This is a genomic window from Erythrobacter westpacificensis (assembly GCF_039542285.1).
Classification (GTDB): domain Bacteria; phylum Pseudomonadota; class Alphaproteobacteria; order Sphingomonadales; family Sphingomonadaceae; genus Alteraurantiacibacter; species Alteraurantiacibacter westpacificensis.
In genome coordinates, this window is sequence record NZ_BAABHV010000021.1 from 404,869 (window position 1) to 421,608 (window position 16,740).

Consider the following 16,740-nt stretch of genomic DNA (forward strand, 5'->3'; position numbering starts at 1 on the left):
GCGCCCCGTCCAGCGACAGTCCGGCCAGGGGTTTTTGCCTATGCACGGGTCCGCCGGAATTTCACCGCAGATGGCTATTGCCTCCCGCATGAAGCTGATCGTCCATCCCGGCCTGCACAAGACAGGCTCCACCTACCTGCAGCACGTGCTGAACGACAATCACGCCGCGCTGGCCGCGCAAGGCGTGTGGTATCAGCCCCAGCAAGGCTATCCCGCGCATCATCACGCGGTCTGGCGCATCCTGCTGGGCGATCCCGCTCCGCTGGTGGCGATGGTGGAGAATGCGCGCAAGGCGGGTTGCCATACGCTGGTGCTGTCTTCGGAAGACCTCGAGGGTGCGCTGTACGACGATCGCCCGCTGGCGGCGATCGGCGCAGCGGCAGCATCAACCGACGTTTCCCACATCGAATGGCACGTTGTGCTGCGCGAACCGGGCAGCGCCTTTGCCAGCCTGTACGCACAGTTGCAGCATCACGTTTACGCCGATGCCTTCCAGCTCTTCTGCGACGTCATGCGGCGCGGGTTCGTGCACATGGCGCAGCCCACGCCCGGCCACGGCACGCCCTACTGGTATTACGCCTTCGATCACCTTGCCGATCTCGACCGTTTCCAGGAACGGGCCGATGCGCCGCTGTTCGCGCACGACTTCGCCCATGCCGCGCCTTTCCCCGGTGCGGGTCTGCTCGACCACCTCGGCGTGCTGGATGCGCTGGTCACTCTTCCCGGTCGCTCGGCTCGCAATGCGCGCCCCGCGGTCGACGAGATCATCCGTGGCTTTGCCGAACGGGTGGAGGAAGCCGTTCCGGGCGACGCCGAACAGGCGCGAATTCTCGACGGGTTCCTCACTTGCATGCAGAACGGGCTGGACAATATCGAGACCTACGCCGCGATCATCGGACAACGCTACGCCGAGAGCCACGCCGGGGCGCTGCGCTGTTTCGCGCCGATCCAGCCAGCAGTGGCCTAAAGCGCTGCGATCCAGTCTGCCACGGCGAAGTAGTAGCCCATCGCCCATTCGACCGGCGGCACCACGAACCTCTCGATGATGTTCGCCTCCGGAAAGACGTACGGCACCACCAGCAGCAGCGCGAAAAGCAGGATCATGCCGAAAGGGCGCAGCTTGTCGTATATGCGCGCGGCGGAACGCGGCAGCAGCCCCTCGACGATATGCGATCCGTCGAACGGGGGTATCGGCAGCAGGTTGAACAGCGCCAGGAACAGGTTGATCGAGATGAAGTAGACGAGCGCGGTAGTGAAAAGATCGGGCGTACCGACACTCGCTGCGTTTACGTCCACCGACAGTCCCAGCAGCACCGCACCTATCAGCGCCAGCACGAAATTCGTCCCCGGTCCGGCCGCCGCGACGGCCATCATGCCAAAGCGCGGGTTATCCAGTCGCTGCTTTATCACCGGCACGGGCTTGGCCCAGCCGAATACCGGCAGGCCCGCCAGCGCCAGACCGCCGGGCACCAGCAGCGTGCCGACAGGATCGACATGACGGATGGGATTTAGCGACAGTCGCCGCTGCTCCTTCGCGGTGGGATCGCCGAGCATCAGCGCCGTCCAGCCGTGCGCCACTTCGTGAAAAACGATGGCGATCACCAGGCAGGGGATCAGGATGGCGGCGAGGATCAGGGTCTCTGTCATCGCTGGCAAGATGGGGAGACTCGCCTCCCCGTTAAAGAGCACTGGACCACGCGAGGGCCGCGTGACAGTCTGCGCCCTTTCAGGCGGGGGCTTCGATGGCGGCAACAGCGACACCAGCAGCGCAAACAGGCTTTCTCGGCTGGGTGGAGAGAACCGGCAATCGTCTGCCCGATCCCGTGTTTCTTTTCTGTGGTTCATCCTGGCGCTGGTGGCCATTTCCGTTGTCGCCGCATGGGCGGGATGGTCCGCCCCGCACCCGGTGGAAATCGACCCCGACACCGGCACCAACCGCATCATCGCGGTGGAGAGTCTTATCTCGGCCCAGAACCTGCGGCGCCTTCTCACCGAAATGCCCGAGACGTTCACGCACTTCCCGCCGCTGGGATACGTGCTGACCGTGATGCTGGGCGCGGGCGTGGCGGAACGATCCGGCCTGTTCGCCACGGCCATGCGGGCGAGCATGGCAAAGGTTTCGGCCTTCTGGCTGACGCCCGCCGTCGCGCTCGTCTCCATGATGGGCAACCATGCGGCTGACGCGGCCTTCGTGGTGATGATCCCGCTGGCGGGCATCATCTACCATGCTGCCGGTCGGCACCCGCTGGTGGGCATCGCCGCCAGCTTCGCCGCCGTTTCCGGCGGCTTCTCCGCCAACCTGCTGCCCGGCCAGCTAGACGCGCTGCTGCTGGGCATCACCGAGGCCAGCGTGAACACCGTGTTCGAGGGCTGGACCGCCAATATCGCGGGCAACTGGTACTTCATCGCCGCCATGACCATCATCTACCTTCCGGTGATCTGGTACGTGACGGACCGGATGATCGAACCGCGCCTGTCGGGCTACGCGCTGGACGGTTCGGCCATGGAGGCAGAGAAGGATGCGGGTGAGCAGACCGCAACCTCGCCGGAGGAGCGCCGTGGCCTGAAGCACGCAGGACTCGTCGTACTGGCGCTGGTCGCCCTCTGGGCCATGCTGGTGCTGATGCCGGATGCGCCGCTGGTCGATCCGGACGCGCCGCCCGAGGGCCGCCTGACGCCCTTCTACCGCAGCCTCTTGCCGTTCTTCCTGCTCGTCTTCCTGCTGCCCGGCTGGGCCTATGGCCGCGCGGCGGGCACGATCAGGAGCCAGGCCGACCTCGTCGAGATGATGGCAGGCGCGATGAAGGACATGGGCTATTACATGGTCCTCGCCTTCGCTGCCGCGCATTTCGTGGCGATGTTCGCGTGGAGCAACATGGGCCTCGTGCTGGCGGTGGACGGCGCCGACGCCCTGCGCGCCAGCGGCCTGCCAAGCTGGGCCATGCTGCTGGGCGTACTGATATTCGGCGCGACGCTGAACCTTTTGATCGGCTCCGCCAGCGCGAAGTGGGCGGTGCTTGGCCCGGTGATGGTGCCCATGCTGATGCTGCTGGGCCTGTCGCCAGAAATGACCACGGCGGCATACCGCGTGGGCGACAGCGGCACCAACATCATCACGCCGCTGATGCCCTACTTCCCGCTGGTGCTGGTGTTCTGCCAGCGCTGGACGAAGGAATTCGGGCTCGGAAGCCTTACGGCGACGATGATGCCCTATGCGCTGGGCATCATGGTGACGGGCATGATGCTGACCGCGGGCTGGGTCATCCTCGATCTGCCGCTGGGTCCGGGCGCTCAGGTGTTCATGGACGTGCCCGCTGCTGTTACCATCGGCGAATGACCACGCTTGCGATCATCTGGTACTCACGCACCGGCGGCAGCCGCCAACTGGCTGAGGCTGCGCGTGATGCGGCACTGGAAGCAGGCGATGTCGATGTGCGGTTCCTGAAGGCGGAGGATGCCGAAGCGGACGACTTGCTGGCAGCAGACGGCTATCTCTTCGCCTGCCCGGAAAACCTCGCCGCGATAGCCGGAGTGATGAAGGCCTTCTTCGATCGCACCTATTACGAAGTGCTCGGCAGGATGGAGGGCCGCCCCTACGCCGCCATCATCTGCGCCGGCTCGGACGGCGAGAACGCAAAAAAGCAGCTCGAGCGGATATGCACGGGCTGGCGTCTCAAGAAAGTGGCCGACACGCCGATCATCAACGTCGGAGCGCAGACGAAGGAAGAAATCCTCGCGGAAAAATCCATCGGCGAAAGCGATCTCGAAAAGGCCCGCGAACTGGGCGGGGCGCTGGGGGCCGGGCTGGAAATGGGCGTTTTCTAGCGCCTAGCGATACATGTCTAGCGCCTCGGCAAAGTGCTTTCGGCACAAGGCGGTGTAGCGTTCGTTGCCACCGATTTCGGTCTGCGCGCCCTCGCCCACGGCCTCGCCGCTCTCCCCGACCCTCAGGTTCATGGTGGCCTTGCGGCCACAGTGACAGACCGCTTTCAGCTCTTCTAGCGAATCCGCGATGCCAAGCAGCACGGCAGAGCCGGGGAACAGGTCTCCGCGAAAATCGGTGCGCAGGCCGTAGCAGAGCACCGGGATATTGCCCTCGTCCGCGATCCGCGCGCACTGCCAGGCCTGCTGGGCCGTGAGGAACTGCGCCTCATCGATCAGCACGCAGGCAAGCGGGCCTTCACGGTGCTGCGCCATTACCTCGCGCCACAAGTCCGTGCCCGGCGTGAAGCGACGCGCATCGGCGGAGAGGCCGATACGGCTGGCGATGGGGCTTTCCGCGCGGTTGTCGATGGCCGCGGTCCACAGCATCGTTGCCATGCCGCGCTCGCGGTAGTTGAAGTCCGCCTGCAACAGCGTGGTCGATTTGCCCGCGTTCATGCTGGCGTAGTAGAAATAGAGCTTGGCCATGGCCGGATTTATGAGAGACCCGACCGCCACTCGACAAGTTCAGGCCAAGCGGAAAAAGGGGAGAACTCTAGTCCTCGTCGTCCAGGTCGCGGCGGACCTTGGGATCGTCGAGCAATGCCTCGATCCGGCTCGCCTCGTCGAAACTCTCGTCGGCGCGGAATTGCAGCTTCGGCGCGAATTTCAGGCCGAGGCGCTGGGCGACTTCGCGCTGGAAGAAAGCGGTGTTGGTACGCAGAGCCTTCACCACCACGTCCTCGTCCTCGCCCAGCAGCGGCTTAACGTAGACCTTGGCGTTGCGCAGGTCGGGCGACATGCGGACCTCGGTAACGGAAATATTGTGGGCGCGCAGCACATCGTCATGCGCTTCGCCGCGCGCGAGGAGTTCCGAAAGGATGTGCCGCACACGCTCGCCCACTTTCAGCAGGCGGACGGACTGGTCTTCGGGCTTGGAGTGTCTGGCCATCAGCCGTCTCCTTCAACTTTCCCGCGATCGGGCCATTCGGTCGTCATGGTCGTTGCCGTGGCGCGGGCGCACAGCTTGCCCTCGGCATCGAACAATTCACCTTCGACGAATGTGACCCGCCGACCGCCCTTCACCGCGCGCGCCGTCACCGTCACCTGTCCCAGCGGCACCGGGCGCAGCAGCGACAGGTTGATGTCGAGCGACAGTTGCAGCTTTCCGCCGCTGGACAGGAACACCGCCGCGCCCATCGCCTCGTCCAGTGGCCCTGCCAGCAATCCGCCCTGCACCGTGCCGCGCATGTTGGCGAAACTTTCGGGTAGGTCGAACGCCATGCGCGCCGTGTGGCTCTCGGCATCGTAGCCGACGAATTTCGCGCCCATCGTCCGGGCGGAGGGCCAGTGCGGCTCGGTCGGAAGGTTGTCCATTGCGAAAACACCTCGTCATCCCGGCGCGAGGCCGGAAGGCGGTTGAACTTGGCAGCAAGGCCCCGGCTTGAACCGGGGCCACAGCCGCTATCAGAGCGTGCGCTCTTCTTCCTTCACCTCGTACACTTCCAGCTGGTCGCCAGCCTTGATGTCGTTGGTGTCTTCCAGGACCACGCCGCATTCCAGGCCAGCGCGGACTTCGTCCACGTCGTCCTTGAAGCGCCGCAGCGACTGAATGACCGTTGCCGAGACGATAACGTCGTCGCGGGTGAGACGGGCGTGCAGACCCTTGCGGATGACGCCCTCTTCCACCAGCAGACCGGCGGCCTTGTCGCGCTTGCCAGCAGGGAACACCTGCTTGACCTCGGCGCGGCCGACGACGTTCTCTACCTTGAGCGGGCCGAGTTCGCCAAGCAGTTCCTTGGTGATCTCGTCGGTCAGGTGATAGATCACGTCGTGATACATCATGCGCACGCCATCGCGCTTCACCAGTTCGCGCGCCTTGGCGTTGGGACGCACGTTGAAGCCGATGATCGGTGCCTTGGAACCGGCGGCAAGCTGCACGTCGGTTTCGGTGATGGCGCCCACGCCTGCATGCAGCACACGCACCTTGATATCGTCGTTCGACAGGTTGTGCAGTGCCGAGGTAATCGCCTCGACCGAACCCTGCACGTCGGCCTTCACCACCACGGGCCATTCGATCACGTTCGACTTGTTGAACATGGTATCGAAGCTGGTGGGCGCGAGAGCGGTGCGCTTCTCGGTCGCCTTCTCCTGGCGGTACTGCGCCACTTCGCGGGCACGCTGTTCGTTCTCGACAACGGTCAGCATGTCACCGGCAGAGGGAACGCCCGACAGGCCAAGCACTTCCACCGGCACCGACGGCCCGGCTTCCTTCACCTGCTTGCCCTGGTCGTCGATCAGCGCGCGGACCTTGCCGCTCTGGGTGCCGACAACGAAGGTATCGCCGCGCTTCAGCGTGCCGCGGTTGATCAGCACGGTGGCGACGGGGCCGCGGCCCTTGTCCAGCTGTGCTTCCACCACCGTCGCCTCGGCATCGCGATCCGGACGGGCCTTCAGTTCCATCAGTTCTGCCTGAAGGTTGATCTTCTCGATCAGCTCCTCGAGTCCGGTGCCTTCCTTGGCCGAAACTTCCACGTCCTGCACGTCGCCGCTCATCTCTTCCACGATGACCTCGTGTTCGAGCAGGCGGTTGCGGATGTTCTGCGGATTGGCCTCCGGCTTGTCGATCTTGTTGATCGCCACGATCATCGGCACGTTTGCCGCCTTGGCGTGATTGATGGCCTCGATCGTCTGCGGCATGATGCCGTCGTCGGCGGCCACCACCAGCACCACGATATCGGTGACATTGGCACCGCGCGCACGCATTTCGCTGAATGCGGCATGGCCCGGCGTGTCGAGGAAGGTGATCTTCGACTTGTCCTTCGTGGTGACCTGGTAGGCACCGATGTGCTGCGTGATGCCGCCCGCTTCGCCGCGCGTGACGTTCGTCTTGCGCAGGGCATCGAGCAGGCTGGTCTTGCCGTGGTCGACGTGGCCCATCACCACCACCACCGGCGGGCGGGGCTTCATGGTTTCTTCCGGATCGACGTCTTCCTCTGCGGAAATGTCGACGTCGCTTTCGGAAACCTTCTGGATGTTGTGGCCGAACTGCTCGACCAGCAGTTCCGCGGTGTCCTGGTCGATGGTCTGGTTTACCGTCACCATCATGTCGAGGTTGAAGAGTTCCTTCACGAGGTCGGCACCCTTCTCGCCCATGCGCTTGGCCAGTTCACCCACGGTGATCGCTTCGGGCACGATAACATCGCGAACCTGCTTCTCGCGCGGCTGGCTGGAGCCACCGCCCTGGGCGCGGCGTTCCTTCTCGCGCGCACGCTTCAGCGCGGCGAGGCTGCGGGCGCGGCGCCCCTCGTCCTCGTTCAGCGCCTTGTTGACGGTCAGCTTGCCGGAACGGCGCTTGTCCGCCCCACCACCGCCAGACGCGCCGCCGCGTTCGGGGCGTGCCGCCTTCTTGTCGTCCTTCTTCTTCTCCGGGCGCTTGGGCTCGGGACGGGCGACAGGCGTGAACTTGCGCGGGCTCGGAGCCTTCGCGGTCTCCTCGGCAGGCGCAGCTTCAGGCGCGGCAGCAGGCGCTTCGGCCTCGGCCTTGGCGGCAGCTTCCTTCTCTGCCTTGCTCTGCTTCGCGGCTTCTTCTTCGGCCTTCTTCTTTTCCTCGGCGCGCTTCTTCTCGTCCTCGGCGGCCTGCCTTGCCTGTTCCTCTTCGCGCTTGCGCGCTTCTTCGGCCAAACGCAGGCGCTCTTCCTCGGCCTCGCGCTGCATGCGGGCGACGCGTTCCTGCGGAGTCTCGTCGCTGGCCGCAGGCTTCTTGGGCGCAGGCTTCTTGGGCGCAGGCGCAGGCGCCGGTTCGGGCTTCTTCGCCTCGGGGGCGGGCTCGGGCGCAGGTGCAGGCGTCGGCGCGGGCTCCTCACCCGGCTTCACGAGCTTGCGACGACGCTTCACCTCGACCGCCACCTTGTTGGTGCGGCCGTGGCTGAAGGTCTGCTTGACTTCCCCGGACTCCACAGCCCGCTTCAGTCCAAGCGGTTTGCGGGTGCGTTTCGGGGTTTCGTTCTCTTCGCTCATGTGCTCGTATTAGTCCTTCAAAATCAAACAGTCACGCTTCCCTGTCTCCGGGAAGCTTGGTCCGCCACCCGGCGAGGTTACGTTTCGGCCACCGTGTCGGCGGCCCCAAGAAAGGTCTGCAGACGCCCCAGCGGAATGGCAATCCGCTGTGCCGATCTGGCATCGGCAAGCGCCAGGTGGACGACATTTTCGCGGCCCAATGCCACAGACAGGGCCTCCCGGTCCAGTGGCAGGCGCTCGCCTTTCCTTCCGGACCCTTCTTCATCGAGGCCGACGCGCCACGCCTGGTCAAGCTTGCGGCACCCGTCCTCCTTCGCATCCGATGCGTGATAGAGGGCAGCTACCGCCCCCATACGCGCTTCGTTGGCGATACGGTCGGACCCCAAGATAAGGCGTCCGCTGCGCATTTCGAGGCCCAGTCTTTCCAGCACGGCCTTTTTCAGCGCGGATTCGATCCGTGTAGGCAAGTCTTCCGGAATGTTGAGCGCACCGGTCTTGAAGGCACGCGACAACGCGCCCTTCAGCTTGCTGCTGGCCATCGCGTCGGCAAGTTCGGCTTTCGACACGCCGATCCATGCGCCCCGCCCCGGTGCCTTTGCAAGGGCGTCGGGCAGCACATCGCCATCGGGCGATACCGCAAGGCGCACGAGATCGTCGCGCGCCGACGTCTGGCCCGTCAACACGCAACGACGCTCGCTCCCCTTCTCAGGGGAAGCGCCGGTTTCGGTTTTAGGCGAACCTAATGCGTCATTGCGAGGATTCCGCATCGGCGGCCTCCTCTGCTTGAGGGGCATCGACAGCCGGAGCCTCGCTGGCGGGTTCTTCGTCCTCGAACCAGTGCGCGCGGGCGGCCATGATGATCTCGTTGCCTTGCTCTTCGGTCAGGCCGAAGGCACCCAGCACCCCGCCCTTGTCCTGCTCGCGCTGCGGACGCCGCATCGGCGGTCCCGCATCGTTGTTGCGGCGACGCGGAGCCTCGCGCTTCTTGGCGATCAGTTCGTCGGTGGCGAGATCGGCGAGGTCGTCGAGATCCTTGATCCCGGCCTTGCCCAGCACCACCAGCATTTCCTCGGTGAGGTGCGGCAGTTCGGCAAGATCGTCCTCCACGCCCAGTTCGCGGCGCGCCTCGCGGTGCGCGGCCTCCTGGCGCTCGAGCGCTTCCTGCGCACGGCTCTGGAGTTCCTCGGCCAGTTCCTCGTCGAAACCTTCGATCGTGGCGAGCTCTTCAAGCTGCACGTAGGCCACTTCCTCCAGCTCGGCGAAGCCTTCGGCAACCAGCAGCTGCGAGAGGGTTTCGTCGACGTCCAGCTCTTCCTCGAACATCTTGGAGCGCGCGGAGAATTCCTTGCTGCGCTTCTCCGAGGCTTCTTCCTCGGTCATGATGTCGATCTGGCTGTCGGTCAGCTGGCTGGCGAGACGCACGTTCTGGCCGCGGCGACCGATGGCCAGCGAAAGCTGGTCGTCCGGCACGACAACCTCGATGCGGCTTTCTTCCTCGTCCAGCACCACGCGGCTGACGGTGGCGGGCTGGAGGGCATTCACCACGAAAGTCGCGGTGTCCTCGCTCCAGGGGATGATGTCGATCTTCTCGCCCTGCAGTTCCTGCACCACGGCCTGCACGCGGCTGCCCTTCATGCCGACGCAGGCGCCGACAGGGTCGATGGAGGAATCGTGGCTGATGACGCCGATCTTGGCGCGGCTGCCCGGATCGCGGGCAGCGGCCTTGATCTCGATGATGCCATCGTAGATTTCGGGCACTTCCTGCGCGAACAGCTTGCGCATGAAATCGGGATGCGCGCGGCTGAGGAAGATCTGCGGGCCGCGGTTGTTGCGCTCCACCTTGCTGATCAGCGCACGCACGCGCTCGCCAACGCGGGCGGCTTCGCGAGGGATCTGCTGATCGCGGCGGATAACGCCTTCGGCACGGCCCAGGTTCACGATCACGTGGCCGAATTCGACCGACTTAATCACGCCGGTGATGACTTCACCGGCGCGGTCCTTGAATTCCTCATACTGACGCTCACGCTCGGCATCGCGGACCTTCTGGAAGATCACCTGCTTCGCGCTTTGCGCGTCGATGCGACCAAGGTCGTCCATGGCGGGCAGCGGGTCGACGATGAAGTCGCCCACGGCGGAACCCGGCTCCAGCTTCTGGGCCTGCTCCACGTCCACCTGCTTGAAGTAGTCGTCCACTTCCTCGACCACCTCGACCACGCGCCACAGGCGCAGGTCGCCGGTCTGCGGGTCGAGCCGGGCGCGGATATCGTTTTCCTGGCCGAAGCGCGCACGCGCGGCTTTCTGGATCGCTTCTTCCAGAGCTTCGATCACGATGCTCTTGTCGATCATCTTCTCCGACGCAACGGCGTTGGCGATCGCAAGCAGTTCAGCCTTGTTGGCAGACATTGGGCTGGCCATCAGTCTTGTGCCTCTTCTTCTTCCTGTTCGAGTTCTTCGATGTCTTCGACGCCGCTCATGTCGAGCGGCCGGGTTGCTGCCATCAGCTTGTCGGTAAAGACAAGCTGGGCGGAATGAATCTTGTCCAGCGGCACGGCGACACGGCCGGCCTTCCTGTCCTCGATGGTGACCACGTCGCCTTCGATGCCGAAGAGTTCGCCCTTCAGGTTACGATGCCCGTCGATCTTGTCAGCCAGGGCAATCTTCGCCTCGTGCCCCGCCCAGTCGGCGTAATCCTTCGGCCGGGTCAGCGGACGGTCGATGCCGGGGCTGCTGACTTCGAGGTGGTAAGTACCCCGCACCAGTTCCTCGCCGCCTTCCTCGACTTCGTCGATGCGGTCGGAAATGCGGCGGGAGAGGTCCATGCACTGTTCAACCACCAATTGCCCGGTGGCCGGGTCCTCGGCCATGATCTGCAGGGTGCGTTCGTCACCCGAACCGGTCATCTTCACGCGCACGAGTTCGAAACCAAGCGCCTTGGCTTCGGGTTCGATCACTTCGGTAAGGCGCGCAATATCGGCCAAGCGGTTCTCCATCAATCGACCCGTCATGGCGGACAAAGCGGTTTGCTGCCGGCCCCTTGCGGCGCCAGCCCTTCAGAGTCACAACAATGTCGGGATGGGCGCTATGTAGGCACAGCCGCCGGGAAAGGCAACATCAAAGCAAGAGTGCGCGAAAGAAAAGCGGCAGACCTGGCCAGCTAGTCCGCCAGGGCGCCTCGCGTGATGCTCGGCTTGCGCTCGGTCCTGGGTTCGCGAACGCTGTCGCTCCAGCCGCCGTTGTCATCGCTGGCGTAGAGTTCGCTGACCGGATCGCCGTACTCGCCAACGACGTAGTCATCTTCCGCGGACGCATAGGCGGCATCACCCATGCCCTGTCCTCGCGCAGCCTCGCGCTGCGGCGAGCCGCCCTCGAAAAGGACCTGCGCCGTCGCATCACCCGTATCGCTGCTTGCCTGGAAACCGTCCAGCCCCCAGCCCCCACGACCGTGATCGATGCGAACAGGACCAGTGCGCTCATGCCGATGGCCTTGCGGTCGCGACGCGTCGACGGACGACGGATGTCGGGCCGGTCAGGGATAGGAATGGCGGGTTGCGGCATGGTATCCATCTCGAAAGCTTCTTGGCACGACCCGGCTTTACAGCCTTGCAACACAAGGCAAGGATTGCGTTACCGGCGCCTGCGCAAATCTACTTAACGCACAGTTCCTAAGCCCCGCTTAACACCCAGCAGAGAGGCGCGCGCCCAACCGGGCCCCTGCTATTGCGATAGCCCATGTTTCTTGATGGCATGGCGCAGTTGGTCGTAGGTGAGGCCGAGCGCCTTTGCCGTCTGCCGCTGGTTCCAGCGATTGGCACCCAGGGCATGCTCCACGATTGCCTTCTCGTGCGCGTCCACCGCTGCCCGAAGATCGTCCACCTTGTCGTATCGCGGGCTGGCCGGCTGGGGCTTTTGCCTTACGCCCTCGCTCTCCGCACTGCCCGATTGCGAACCCGATACCGGCAACGGCTTCCACGGCGAATCGAACGGGTCGAGAATGACTTCGCCGATGGGGTGATCCCAGTTGTCCCAGCGATAGACCGCGCGCTCTACGACGTTGCGCAGTTCACGCACGTTGCCGGGCCAGGGATGGTCCTCCAGCCGCTCCGCCACGTGATCTGCGAAGCCGGGCCATTCTTCCCAGCCCAGTTCCGCCGCCATGCGCCGCCCGAAATAGTCGGCCAGCACCGGAATATCCCCCTCGCGCACACGCAGCGGCGGCAGGGTGATCACCTCGAAGCTGAGCCGGTCGAGCAGGTCGGCGCGGAAAGTACCCTCCTCCGCCCGGCGCGGCAGGTCTTCATTGGTGGCGGCGACGATCCGCACGTCGACGCGCGTCGGGCGGCTGGCACCAATGCGCGTCACCTCCCCGTATTCGACGGCGCGCAGCAGGCGTTCCTGCGCGCCCATCGACAAGGTACCCAGTTCGTCGAGAAATAACGTGCCCCGGTCGGCTTCCTCGAACCGACCCTCGCGCGCTCTGGTAGCGCCGGTGAAGGCACCCTGCTCGTGCCCGAACAGCTCGGCCTCGATCAGGGTTTCGGGAAGAGCGGCGCAGTTCATCGTGACCAGCGGCTCCTCCCATCGGTCCGACAGGCGGTGAAGGCGCTCGGCAATCAGTTCCTTGCCGGTGCCGCGTTCGCCGATTACCAGTACGGGCCGTGCCATCGGGGCGGCGCGACTGGCCCGCTCCACCGCGTCGAGAAAGGCGCCGGACTGGCCAATGAACTGATTGTCACGCTCCATGACCAAATTATAGGGATTTTTCCCAAGTCTTGGCAATAGGCACTAAACTCGTTTCCCCGAACTTGATAAAAACCCGCAGAAATCAGCCATTCAGCCAGTTTGGCACGGCTGTTGCAGTTCATCGGGTAGAAAGGGTTTAGGAGGAAACACCAATGTTCGATCGCCGCTTCTTCAGCAGCCAACTGGGCCAGGCCGCACTGGTCAGCATCGCTGCGATGGTCGCGTTCACGATCTTCGCCGGAATGCTGCCGACTGCCGGGTCGCAGACCATGCTGGTCGGCACCCCGCTGGTGGAACTGGCGTGACCGACAACAACCGCAACCCTTTGGCGCCGCTGGCGCGTGGCACGAAGCGGATTGGCTCTCGTCTCGATCAGGAGATAGAGCGTATCCGCACCAGCCCGACGCCAACCGGCAACTCGCTTAATATCGGAGGACCCTTGATGGGCATTTTCTCTCGCACTCGTGATATCATCGCCGCCAATTTCAACGAGCTTCTCGACCAGGCCGACGATCCTTCGAAGATGATCCGCATGATCATCCTCGAAATGGAGGAAACACTGGTGGAAGTCCGCGCGAGCGCGGCGCGCACGATTGCAGACCAGAAGGAAATGCATCGCCACACCGTGAAGCTGGAGCGGCTGCAGGCCGACTGGTCGGAAAAGGCCCAGCTTGCCCTCTCCAAGGACCGCGAGGACCTGGCCCGCGCCGCGCTGATCGAGAAGCGCAAGGCATCCGACACCTGCGACCAGCTGAAGCAGGAGATCGCCGTGCTGGACGACGCTCTGCGCGCTTACGAGCAGGACATTGCCAAGTTGCAGAACCGCCTGCGCGAAGCCCGCAGCCGCCAGAGCCAGATCTCGGCTCGCCTGGAAAGCGCGGAAAACCGCGTGAAGCTGCGCAGCCTGATGACCAGCGACCGTGTGGACGAGGCTCACGCCCGTTTCGACCAGCTCGAACGCCGCGTCGACTACGCGGAAGGCCGCGCTGATGCGCTGAACATCGCGCAGGACAAGATGTCGCTCGCCGACGAGTTCGCCGCGCTTGAAGGCGGTGACAAGGTCGATGACGAACTGGAGGAAATGAAGCGAGCACTCGGCAAGGGCAGCGCCGCTGAAAAGAAGAACGAAGGGGAATAACCGTGGAAGAACTCATCATCATACCGGCCATTTTCATCGGCCTGCCGTGGGTGGTGCTGCATTACGTAACCAAGTGGAAGACAGCCGCCACCATCACCACTGATGACGAGGCGCTGCTGGAGGAACTTTACCAGCTGGCCAAACGGCTGGACGAGCGGATGGACACGGTCGAGCGCCTCGTCGCTGCCGACAATCCGGACTTCGAACCCGCCCGCATCCGCCACGACAAGTCCGTCGACAACGTACCGCTGCGCGAGCTGGAGGAACTGCTCGCCGAGAAGAAGGGAGACCACGCATGAACACCCCCCGCACCACGCTTTACCGCGATAGCATGAACGGCAAGCTGCTGGGTGTCTGCGCGGGAATTGCCGATTACACCGGCGTCCAGGCCATCTGGGTCCGGCTGGCCGCGATCTTCCTGACCTTCGCCGTCAGCGGACTGACCATCCCGATGTACATCGCCGCCGGCATCCTGCTCAGCAAGAAGCCCGCGCACCTCTACACCGCGCCCGACGAGACGCAGTACTGGCAGCGTGTGCGGCAGAGCCCGAAGCGCACGGCACGCGAAATTCGTGCTCGCATGAAGGATATCGATCGCCGCCTGGCCGACGTTGAAACCTATTACGTCTCCGCCAATCCGCGCCTGTCGCAGGAAATCGAACGACTGCGCTGAGCGCGCCAACCACACGAGGAAAAGGGGGGACGAAGGACATGGGTGAACTGATACCGATCGTGGCCATCATCATGGGCTGCGGCATTCCGATCACCGCCATCTGGGCCAAGCACAAGGAAAAGGTCGCGCAGCTCCAGGTCGATGCCACCGCGCAGAACACCGCCGAACGCGCCGCGCAGTACGCCAGCAGCGTGCAGCAACTGGAAGACCGGGTCCGCGTGCTGGAGCGCATCGTGACCGACAAGGGCTATGATGTAGCGACGCAGATCGAGGCCCTGCGCGACCAGCGCGCCGTCGACGAAGCCGGAAGCGGCGTGTCGCTCGACTTCGCGAAGAAGGAGAACGCCTGATGGAACTGATTACCGAAACCACCGTGATTGCCGGCGTCGCCATCATGACCGCGGGCTGGGTGATAAACACCTGGATGCGCATGAAGCACGGCTATCCGCTGGAAAACAGCTGGGGCAAGGCCGTCTATCCCAAGAACGACCAGGCCGTAGAGCGGGTGAAACTGCTGAGCCAGGAAAACGCCGCGCTGCAGGCTGAACTCGGCTCGCTCAAGGATCGCCTCGCCAATGTGGAGCGCATCGTCACCGACAGCGGCTACCACTTGACCCACGAGATCGAGAGCCTGCGCCGCGACGGGAAGGAAACCAACTGATGGACGGCGACCTGATGCTCATCTTCGGCTTCATCCTCTGCCTGCTGATGCTGATCCTGCCGTTCGCCTTCGTGATGAACCAGCGCGTGCAGCAGCACGAGGAGCGCAAGCTGGAAATCAAGGCCCGCATCGAAGAGGCCAAGGCCCGGCAGGCCAGCGGCCAGCGCCAGGTGGCCGATGACATGGAAGACCGGATGCGCGTGCTGGAGCGCATCGTGACCGATCCCGGCGCGGACATCACGCGCCAGATCGAGGAACTGCGCGCCGATCGCACGGCGCGGGAGGAGAGAATATCGTGAGTTTCTGGAGTGCCATTGTCCTGATCGTGCTGATCACCGCTGTTGCCGGATACTTCCGCAGCCGCAGCAACGGTCAGGATCGCTTTCCGGAAGACGAGGCGACCAGCGCCCGGGAGCGGGAACTGCAAAACGAAGTCGAACAATTGCGCGAACGGGTGAAAGTGCTCGAACGCATTGCCACCGATCCGGCCCGCCGCACGGCCGAAGAAATCGAGAAGCTGCGCGACGAGTAATCGTTGCTGCCACCGCAGGGAGGACCAAATGACGCAAATCGACCTGTTGATCGCCGCCAGCGCCCTGCTTGCGCTGGCAATGCTGACCGCCTCCGTCCTGATGGGCTGGCAGGGCTGGCTCGCCTTGAAGAACCGCGAGCTGGAAATGAACCGCGTTCCGCCCGAAATGGAGAATGGATCGCGCGAAGGCATGGCGCGGATCGAGATCGCCGACCTCAAGGAACGCATCCGCAAGCTGGAAGCCATCGCCAACGGGGTGGACCTCTGACGCCGAGGCACTACATGCCTCGCCATGCGCACACTTGAAGACATCCAGGAAGAATACGAATTCCTCGAAGGCGACGAACGCTATCGCCTGCTGATCGAGCTGGGCCGCGAGCTGGACGAGATGCCGGCCGCCCTGAAAACCGACGCCACCCTGGTGCGCGGCTGCTCGGCGCAGGTCTGGGTCTATCCCACGACTGAGGCCGACAAGTTGCACTTTCTCGCCGACAGCAATGCCGCCATCACCAAAGGCATCGTCGCGCTGGTAATTTCCGCCGTTCAGGACAAGCCCGCCGCCGAGGTGGCTGACATGGATATCGCGGGCGCGCTGGCCCCGTTCGACCTGAAGAATCAGCTGTCCTCGAACCGCACGCAGGGCGTGCCCAACATGATCGCACTGGTGCAGGAACACGCAGCGCGCATCGCACAAGGTTGAGAGGGCTTGCGCCCGCTTTTCCTCGCGGGCGGAGTGATTGCCGTGGGTCTCGGCGCTATCGGCGCCTTCCTGCCCCTGCTCCCCACCGTTCCCTTCCTGCTGCTGGCCGCGTTCTGCTTTGCCCGCAGCAACCCGGATTGGGAACGCCGCATTCTCTCCCACCCGCAGTGGGGGCCTTCGATTGCGCAGTGGCGCGAACGGCGCGCCATCAGCCGCCGCGCCAAGATCGGTGCCATCGGCGCGATGAGCACAGGTGCGCTGCTCACCTGGTTCACGCTGGGTGCGCCCTGGGTTTTCGTATCGATTGCCGTGCTGGTGATCTGCGGTGGCTGGATAGCCACCCGCAACGAATAGA

At 64.2% G+C, this 16,740-nt stretch carries 24 protein-coding genes; 14 read left to right on the plus strand and 10 right to left on the minus strand.

What is annotated here, in order from left to right:
- Window positions 1–70 precede the first annotated feature (70 nt).
- Window positions 71–967, plus strand: a complete 897-nt coding sequence (locus ABFX23_RS14815) for a hypothetical protein (protein ID WP_346033767.1) — start codon at window positions 71–73, stop codon at window positions 965–967.
- Here the strand turns inward: ABFX23_RS14815 and ABFX23_RS14820 are convergent.
- A complete protein-coding gene (locus ABFX23_RS14820; protein WP_346033768.1) occupies window positions 964–1,647 on the minus strand; it encodes a site-2 protease family protein in 684 nt (227 codons plus the stop codon). The genes ABFX23_RS14815 and ABFX23_RS14820 overlap by 4 nt on opposite strands.
- A gap of 208 nt (window positions 1,648–1,855) precedes the next feature.
- Between ABFX23_RS14820 and ABFX23_RS14825 the strand changes: the two genes are divergently transcribed.
- Together ABFX23_RS14825 and ABFX23_RS14830 are read left to right on the plus strand one after the other, a co-directional pair.
- A complete protein-coding gene (locus ABFX23_RS14825; protein WP_346033769.1) occupies window positions 1,856–3,337 on the plus strand; it encodes an AbgT family transporter in 1,482 nt (493 codons plus the stop codon).
- Window positions 3,334–3,825 (plus strand): flavodoxin family protein, encoded by a 492-nt coding sequence (locus ABFX23_RS14830; protein ID WP_346033770.1) that lies wholly within the window; start codon window positions 3,334–3,336, stop codon window positions 3,823–3,825. Before ABFX23_RS14825 ends, ABFX23_RS14830 begins: the two co-directional genes overlap by 4 nt.
- Before the next feature lie 3 nt (window positions 3,826–3,828).
- Here the strand turns inward: ABFX23_RS14830 and ABFX23_RS14835 are convergent, their stop codons facing one another.
- From ABFX23_RS14835 to pspF, 9 genes are all read right to left on the minus strand, one after another.
- Entirely contained in the window at window positions 3,829–4,410 is a 582-nt protein-coding gene (locus tag ABFX23_RS14835; protein WP_346033771.1) for a thymidine kinase, read from the minus strand.
- 67 nt (window positions 4,411–4,477) lie between these two features.
- Window positions 4,478–4,873, minus strand: coding sequence for a 30S ribosome-binding factor RbfA (gene rbfA, locus ABFX23_RS14840; protein ID WP_346033772.1), 396 nt, complete (start codon window positions 4,871–4,873; stop codon window positions 4,478–4,480).
- Window positions 4,873–5,298, minus strand: a complete 426-nt coding sequence (locus ABFX23_RS14845; RefSeq protein WP_346033773.1) for a PaaI family thioesterase — start codon at window positions 5,296–5,298, stop codon at window positions 4,873–4,875. Before ABFX23_RS14845 ends, rbfA begins: the two co-directional genes overlap by 1 nt.
- 90 nt (window positions 5,299–5,388) lie before the next feature.
- Window positions 5,389–7,941 carry a translation initiation factor IF-2 gene (gene infB / locus ABFX23_RS14850; protein WP_346033774.1) on the minus strand — a complete coding sequence of 851 codons (2,553 nt, stop codon included), beginning with the start codon at window positions 7,939–7,941 and terminating at the stop codon, window positions 5,389–5,391.
- A 77-nt stretch (window positions 7,942–8,018) separates the two neighbouring features.
- The gene (locus ABFX23_RS14855; protein WP_346033775.1) at window positions 8,019–8,708 is read right to left on the minus strand and encodes a DUF448 domain-containing protein; all 690 of its coding nucleotides are present in this window, start codon (window positions 8,706–8,708) and stop codon (window positions 8,019–8,021) included.
- Window positions 8,689–10,356 carry a transcription termination factor NusA gene (gene nusA / locus ABFX23_RS14860; RefSeq protein WP_346033776.1) on the minus strand — a complete coding sequence of 556 codons (1,668 nt, stop codon included), beginning with the start codon at window positions 10,354–10,356 and terminating at the stop codon, window positions 8,689–8,691. The genes ABFX23_RS14855 and nusA overlap by 20 nt, the downstream gene beginning before the upstream one ends.
- Complete coding sequence (rimP, locus tag ABFX23_RS14865; protein WP_346033777.1) at window positions 10,356–10,919, minus strand: ribosome maturation protein RimP; 564 nt, start codon at window positions 10,917–10,919, stop codon at window positions 10,356–10,358. The genes nusA and rimP overlap by 1 nt, the downstream gene beginning before the upstream one ends.
- Window positions 10,920–11,095: 176 nt before the next feature.
- Window positions 11,096–11,266 carry a hypothetical protein gene (locus tag ABFX23_RS14870; protein WP_346033778.1) on the minus strand — a complete coding sequence of 57 codons (171 nt, stop codon included), beginning with the start codon at window positions 11,264–11,266 and terminating at the stop codon, window positions 11,096–11,098.
- 389 nt (window positions 11,267–11,655) lie between these two features.
- Window positions 11,656–12,681, minus strand: a complete 1,026-nt coding sequence (pspF, locus tag ABFX23_RS14875; protein ID WP_346033779.1) for a phage shock protein operon transcriptional activator — start codon at window positions 12,679–12,681, stop codon at window positions 11,656–11,658.
- A gap of 152 nt (window positions 12,682–12,833) precedes the next feature.
- Here pspF and ABFX23_RS14880 point away from each other — a divergent pair, with 152 nt between their 5' ends.
- From ABFX23_RS14880 to ABFX23_RS14930, 11 genes are read left to right on the plus strand one after another with little or no spacing between them, the layout of a single operon-like run.
- Window positions 12,834–12,986, plus strand: a complete 153-nt coding sequence (locus tag ABFX23_RS14880; protein ID WP_346033780.1) for a hypothetical protein — start codon at window positions 12,834–12,836, stop codon at window positions 12,984–12,986.
- On the plus strand, window positions 12,983–13,819 hold the full coding sequence (gene pspA, locus ABFX23_RS14885) for a phage shock protein PspA (RefSeq protein ID WP_346033781.1): 837 nt from the start codon (window positions 12,983–12,985) through the stop codon (window positions 13,817–13,819). Before ABFX23_RS14880 ends, pspA begins: the two co-directional genes overlap by 4 nt.
- Window positions 13,820–13,821: 2 nt before the next feature.
- Window positions 13,822–14,118, plus strand: coding sequence for an envelope stress response membrane protein PspB (gene pspB, locus ABFX23_RS14890; protein WP_346033782.1), 297 nt, complete (start codon window positions 13,822–13,824; stop codon window positions 14,116–14,118).
- On the plus strand, window positions 14,115–14,492 hold the full coding sequence (pspC, locus tag ABFX23_RS14895) for an envelope stress response membrane protein PspC (RefSeq protein ID WP_346033783.1): 378 nt from the start codon (window positions 14,115–14,117) through the stop codon (window positions 14,490–14,492). The genes pspB and pspC overlap by 4 nt, the downstream gene beginning before the upstream one ends.
- A 38-nt stretch (window positions 14,493–14,530) precedes the next feature.
- A complete protein-coding gene (locus tag ABFX23_RS14900; RefSeq protein ID WP_346033784.1) occupies window positions 14,531–14,842 on the plus strand; it encodes a hypothetical protein in 312 nt (103 codons plus the stop codon).
- Entirely contained in the window at window positions 14,842–15,153 is a 312-nt protein-coding gene (locus ABFX23_RS14905; RefSeq protein WP_120076034.1) for a hypothetical protein, read from the plus strand. Before ABFX23_RS14900 ends, ABFX23_RS14905 begins: the two co-directional genes overlap by 1 nt.
- Window positions 15,153–15,452 (plus strand): hypothetical protein, encoded by a 300-nt coding sequence (locus tag ABFX23_RS14910; protein ID WP_346033785.1) that lies wholly within the window; start codon window positions 15,153–15,155, stop codon window positions 15,450–15,452. Before ABFX23_RS14905 ends, ABFX23_RS14910 begins: the two co-directional genes overlap by 1 nt.
- Entirely contained in the window at window positions 15,449–15,685 is a 237-nt protein-coding gene (locus ABFX23_RS14915; protein ID WP_346033786.1) for a hypothetical protein, read from the plus strand. Before ABFX23_RS14910 ends, ABFX23_RS14915 begins: the two co-directional genes overlap by 4 nt.
- 28 nt (window positions 15,686–15,713) lie before the next feature.
- Complete coding sequence (locus ABFX23_RS14920) at window positions 15,714–15,953, plus strand: hypothetical protein (protein WP_346033787.1); 240 nt, start codon at window positions 15,714–15,716, stop codon at window positions 15,951–15,953.
- A gap of 24 nt (window positions 15,954–15,977) precedes the next feature.
- Window positions 15,978–16,385 carry a SufE family protein gene (locus ABFX23_RS14925; protein ID WP_346033788.1) on the plus strand — a complete coding sequence of 136 codons (408 nt, stop codon included), beginning with the start codon at window positions 15,978–15,980 and terminating at the stop codon, window positions 16,383–16,385.
- Window positions 16,386–16,391: 6 nt separating this feature from the next.
- Window positions 16,392–16,739 carry a YbaN family protein gene (locus tag ABFX23_RS14930; protein ID WP_346033789.1) on the plus strand — a complete coding sequence of 116 codons (348 nt, stop codon included), beginning with the start codon at window positions 16,392–16,394 and terminating at the stop codon, window positions 16,737–16,739.
- Window position 16,740 lies beyond the last annotated feature (1 nt).

Bases quoted from the DNA above. Each gene is read 5' to 3' on its own strand.
- ABFX23_RS14815 (WP_346033767.1), top strand. From the start codon at position 71: ATGGCTATTGCCTCCCGCATGAAGCTGATCGTCCATCCCGGCCTGCAC.
- ABFX23_RS14820 (WP_346033768.1), bottom strand. From the start codon at position 1,647: ATGACAGAGACCCTGATCCTCGCCGCCATCCTGATCCCCTGCCTGGTG.
- ABFX23_RS14830 (WP_346033770.1), top strand. From the start codon at position 3,334: ATGACCACGCTTGCGATCATCTGGTACTCACGCACCGGCGGCAGCCGC.
- ABFX23_RS14835 (WP_346033771.1), bottom strand. From the start codon at position 4,410: ATGGCCAAGCTCTATTTCTACTACGCCAGCATGAACGCGGGCAAATCG.
- rbfA (WP_346033772.1), bottom strand. From the start codon at position 4,873: ATGGCCAGACACTCCAAGCCCGAAGACCAGTCCGTCCGCCTGCTGAAA.
- ABFX23_RS14845 (WP_346033773.1), bottom strand. From the start codon at position 5,298: ATGGACAACCTTCCGACCGAGCCGCACTGGCCCTCCGCCCGGACGATG.
- infB (WP_346033774.1), bottom strand. From the start codon at position 7,941: ATGAGCGAAGAGAACGAAACCCCGAAACGCACCCGCAAACCGCTTGGA.
- ABFX23_RS14855 (WP_346033775.1), bottom strand. From the start codon at position 8,708: ATGCGGAATCCTCGCAATGACGCATTAGGTTCGCCTAAAACCGAAACC.
- nusA (WP_346033776.1), bottom strand. From the start codon at position 10,356: ATGGCCAGCCCAATGTCTGCCAACAAGGCTGAACTGCTTGCGATCGCC.
- ABFX23_RS14870 (WP_346033778.1), bottom strand. From the start codon at position 11,266: ATGGGTGATGCCGCCTATGCGTCCGCGGAAGATGACTACGTCGTTGGC.
- pspF (WP_346033779.1), bottom strand. From the start codon at position 12,681: ATGGAGCGTGACAATCAGTTCATTGGCCAGTCCGGCGCCTTTCTCGAC.
- ABFX23_RS14880 (WP_346033780.1), top strand. From the start codon at position 12,834: ATGTTCGATCGCCGCTTCTTCAGCAGCCAACTGGGCCAGGCCGCACTG.
- pspC (WP_346033783.1), top strand. From the start codon at position 14,115: ATGAACACCCCCCGCACCACGCTTTACCGCGATAGCATGAACGGCAAG.
- ABFX23_RS14900 (WP_346033784.1), top strand. From the start codon at position 14,531: ATGGGTGAACTGATACCGATCGTGGCCATCATCATGGGCTGCGGCATT.
- ABFX23_RS14905 (WP_120076034.1), top strand. From the start codon at position 14,842: ATGGAACTGATTACCGAAACCACCGTGATTGCCGGCGTCGCCATCATG.
- ABFX23_RS14910 (WP_346033785.1), top strand. From the start codon at position 15,153: ATGGACGGCGACCTGATGCTCATCTTCGGCTTCATCCTCTGCCTGCTG.
- ABFX23_RS14920 (WP_346033787.1), top strand. From the start codon at position 15,714: ATGACGCAAATCGACCTGTTGATCGCCGCCAGCGCCCTGCTTGCGCTG.
- ABFX23_RS14925 (WP_346033788.1), top strand. From the start codon at position 15,978: ATGCGCACACTTGAAGACATCCAGGAAGAATACGAATTCCTCGAAGGC.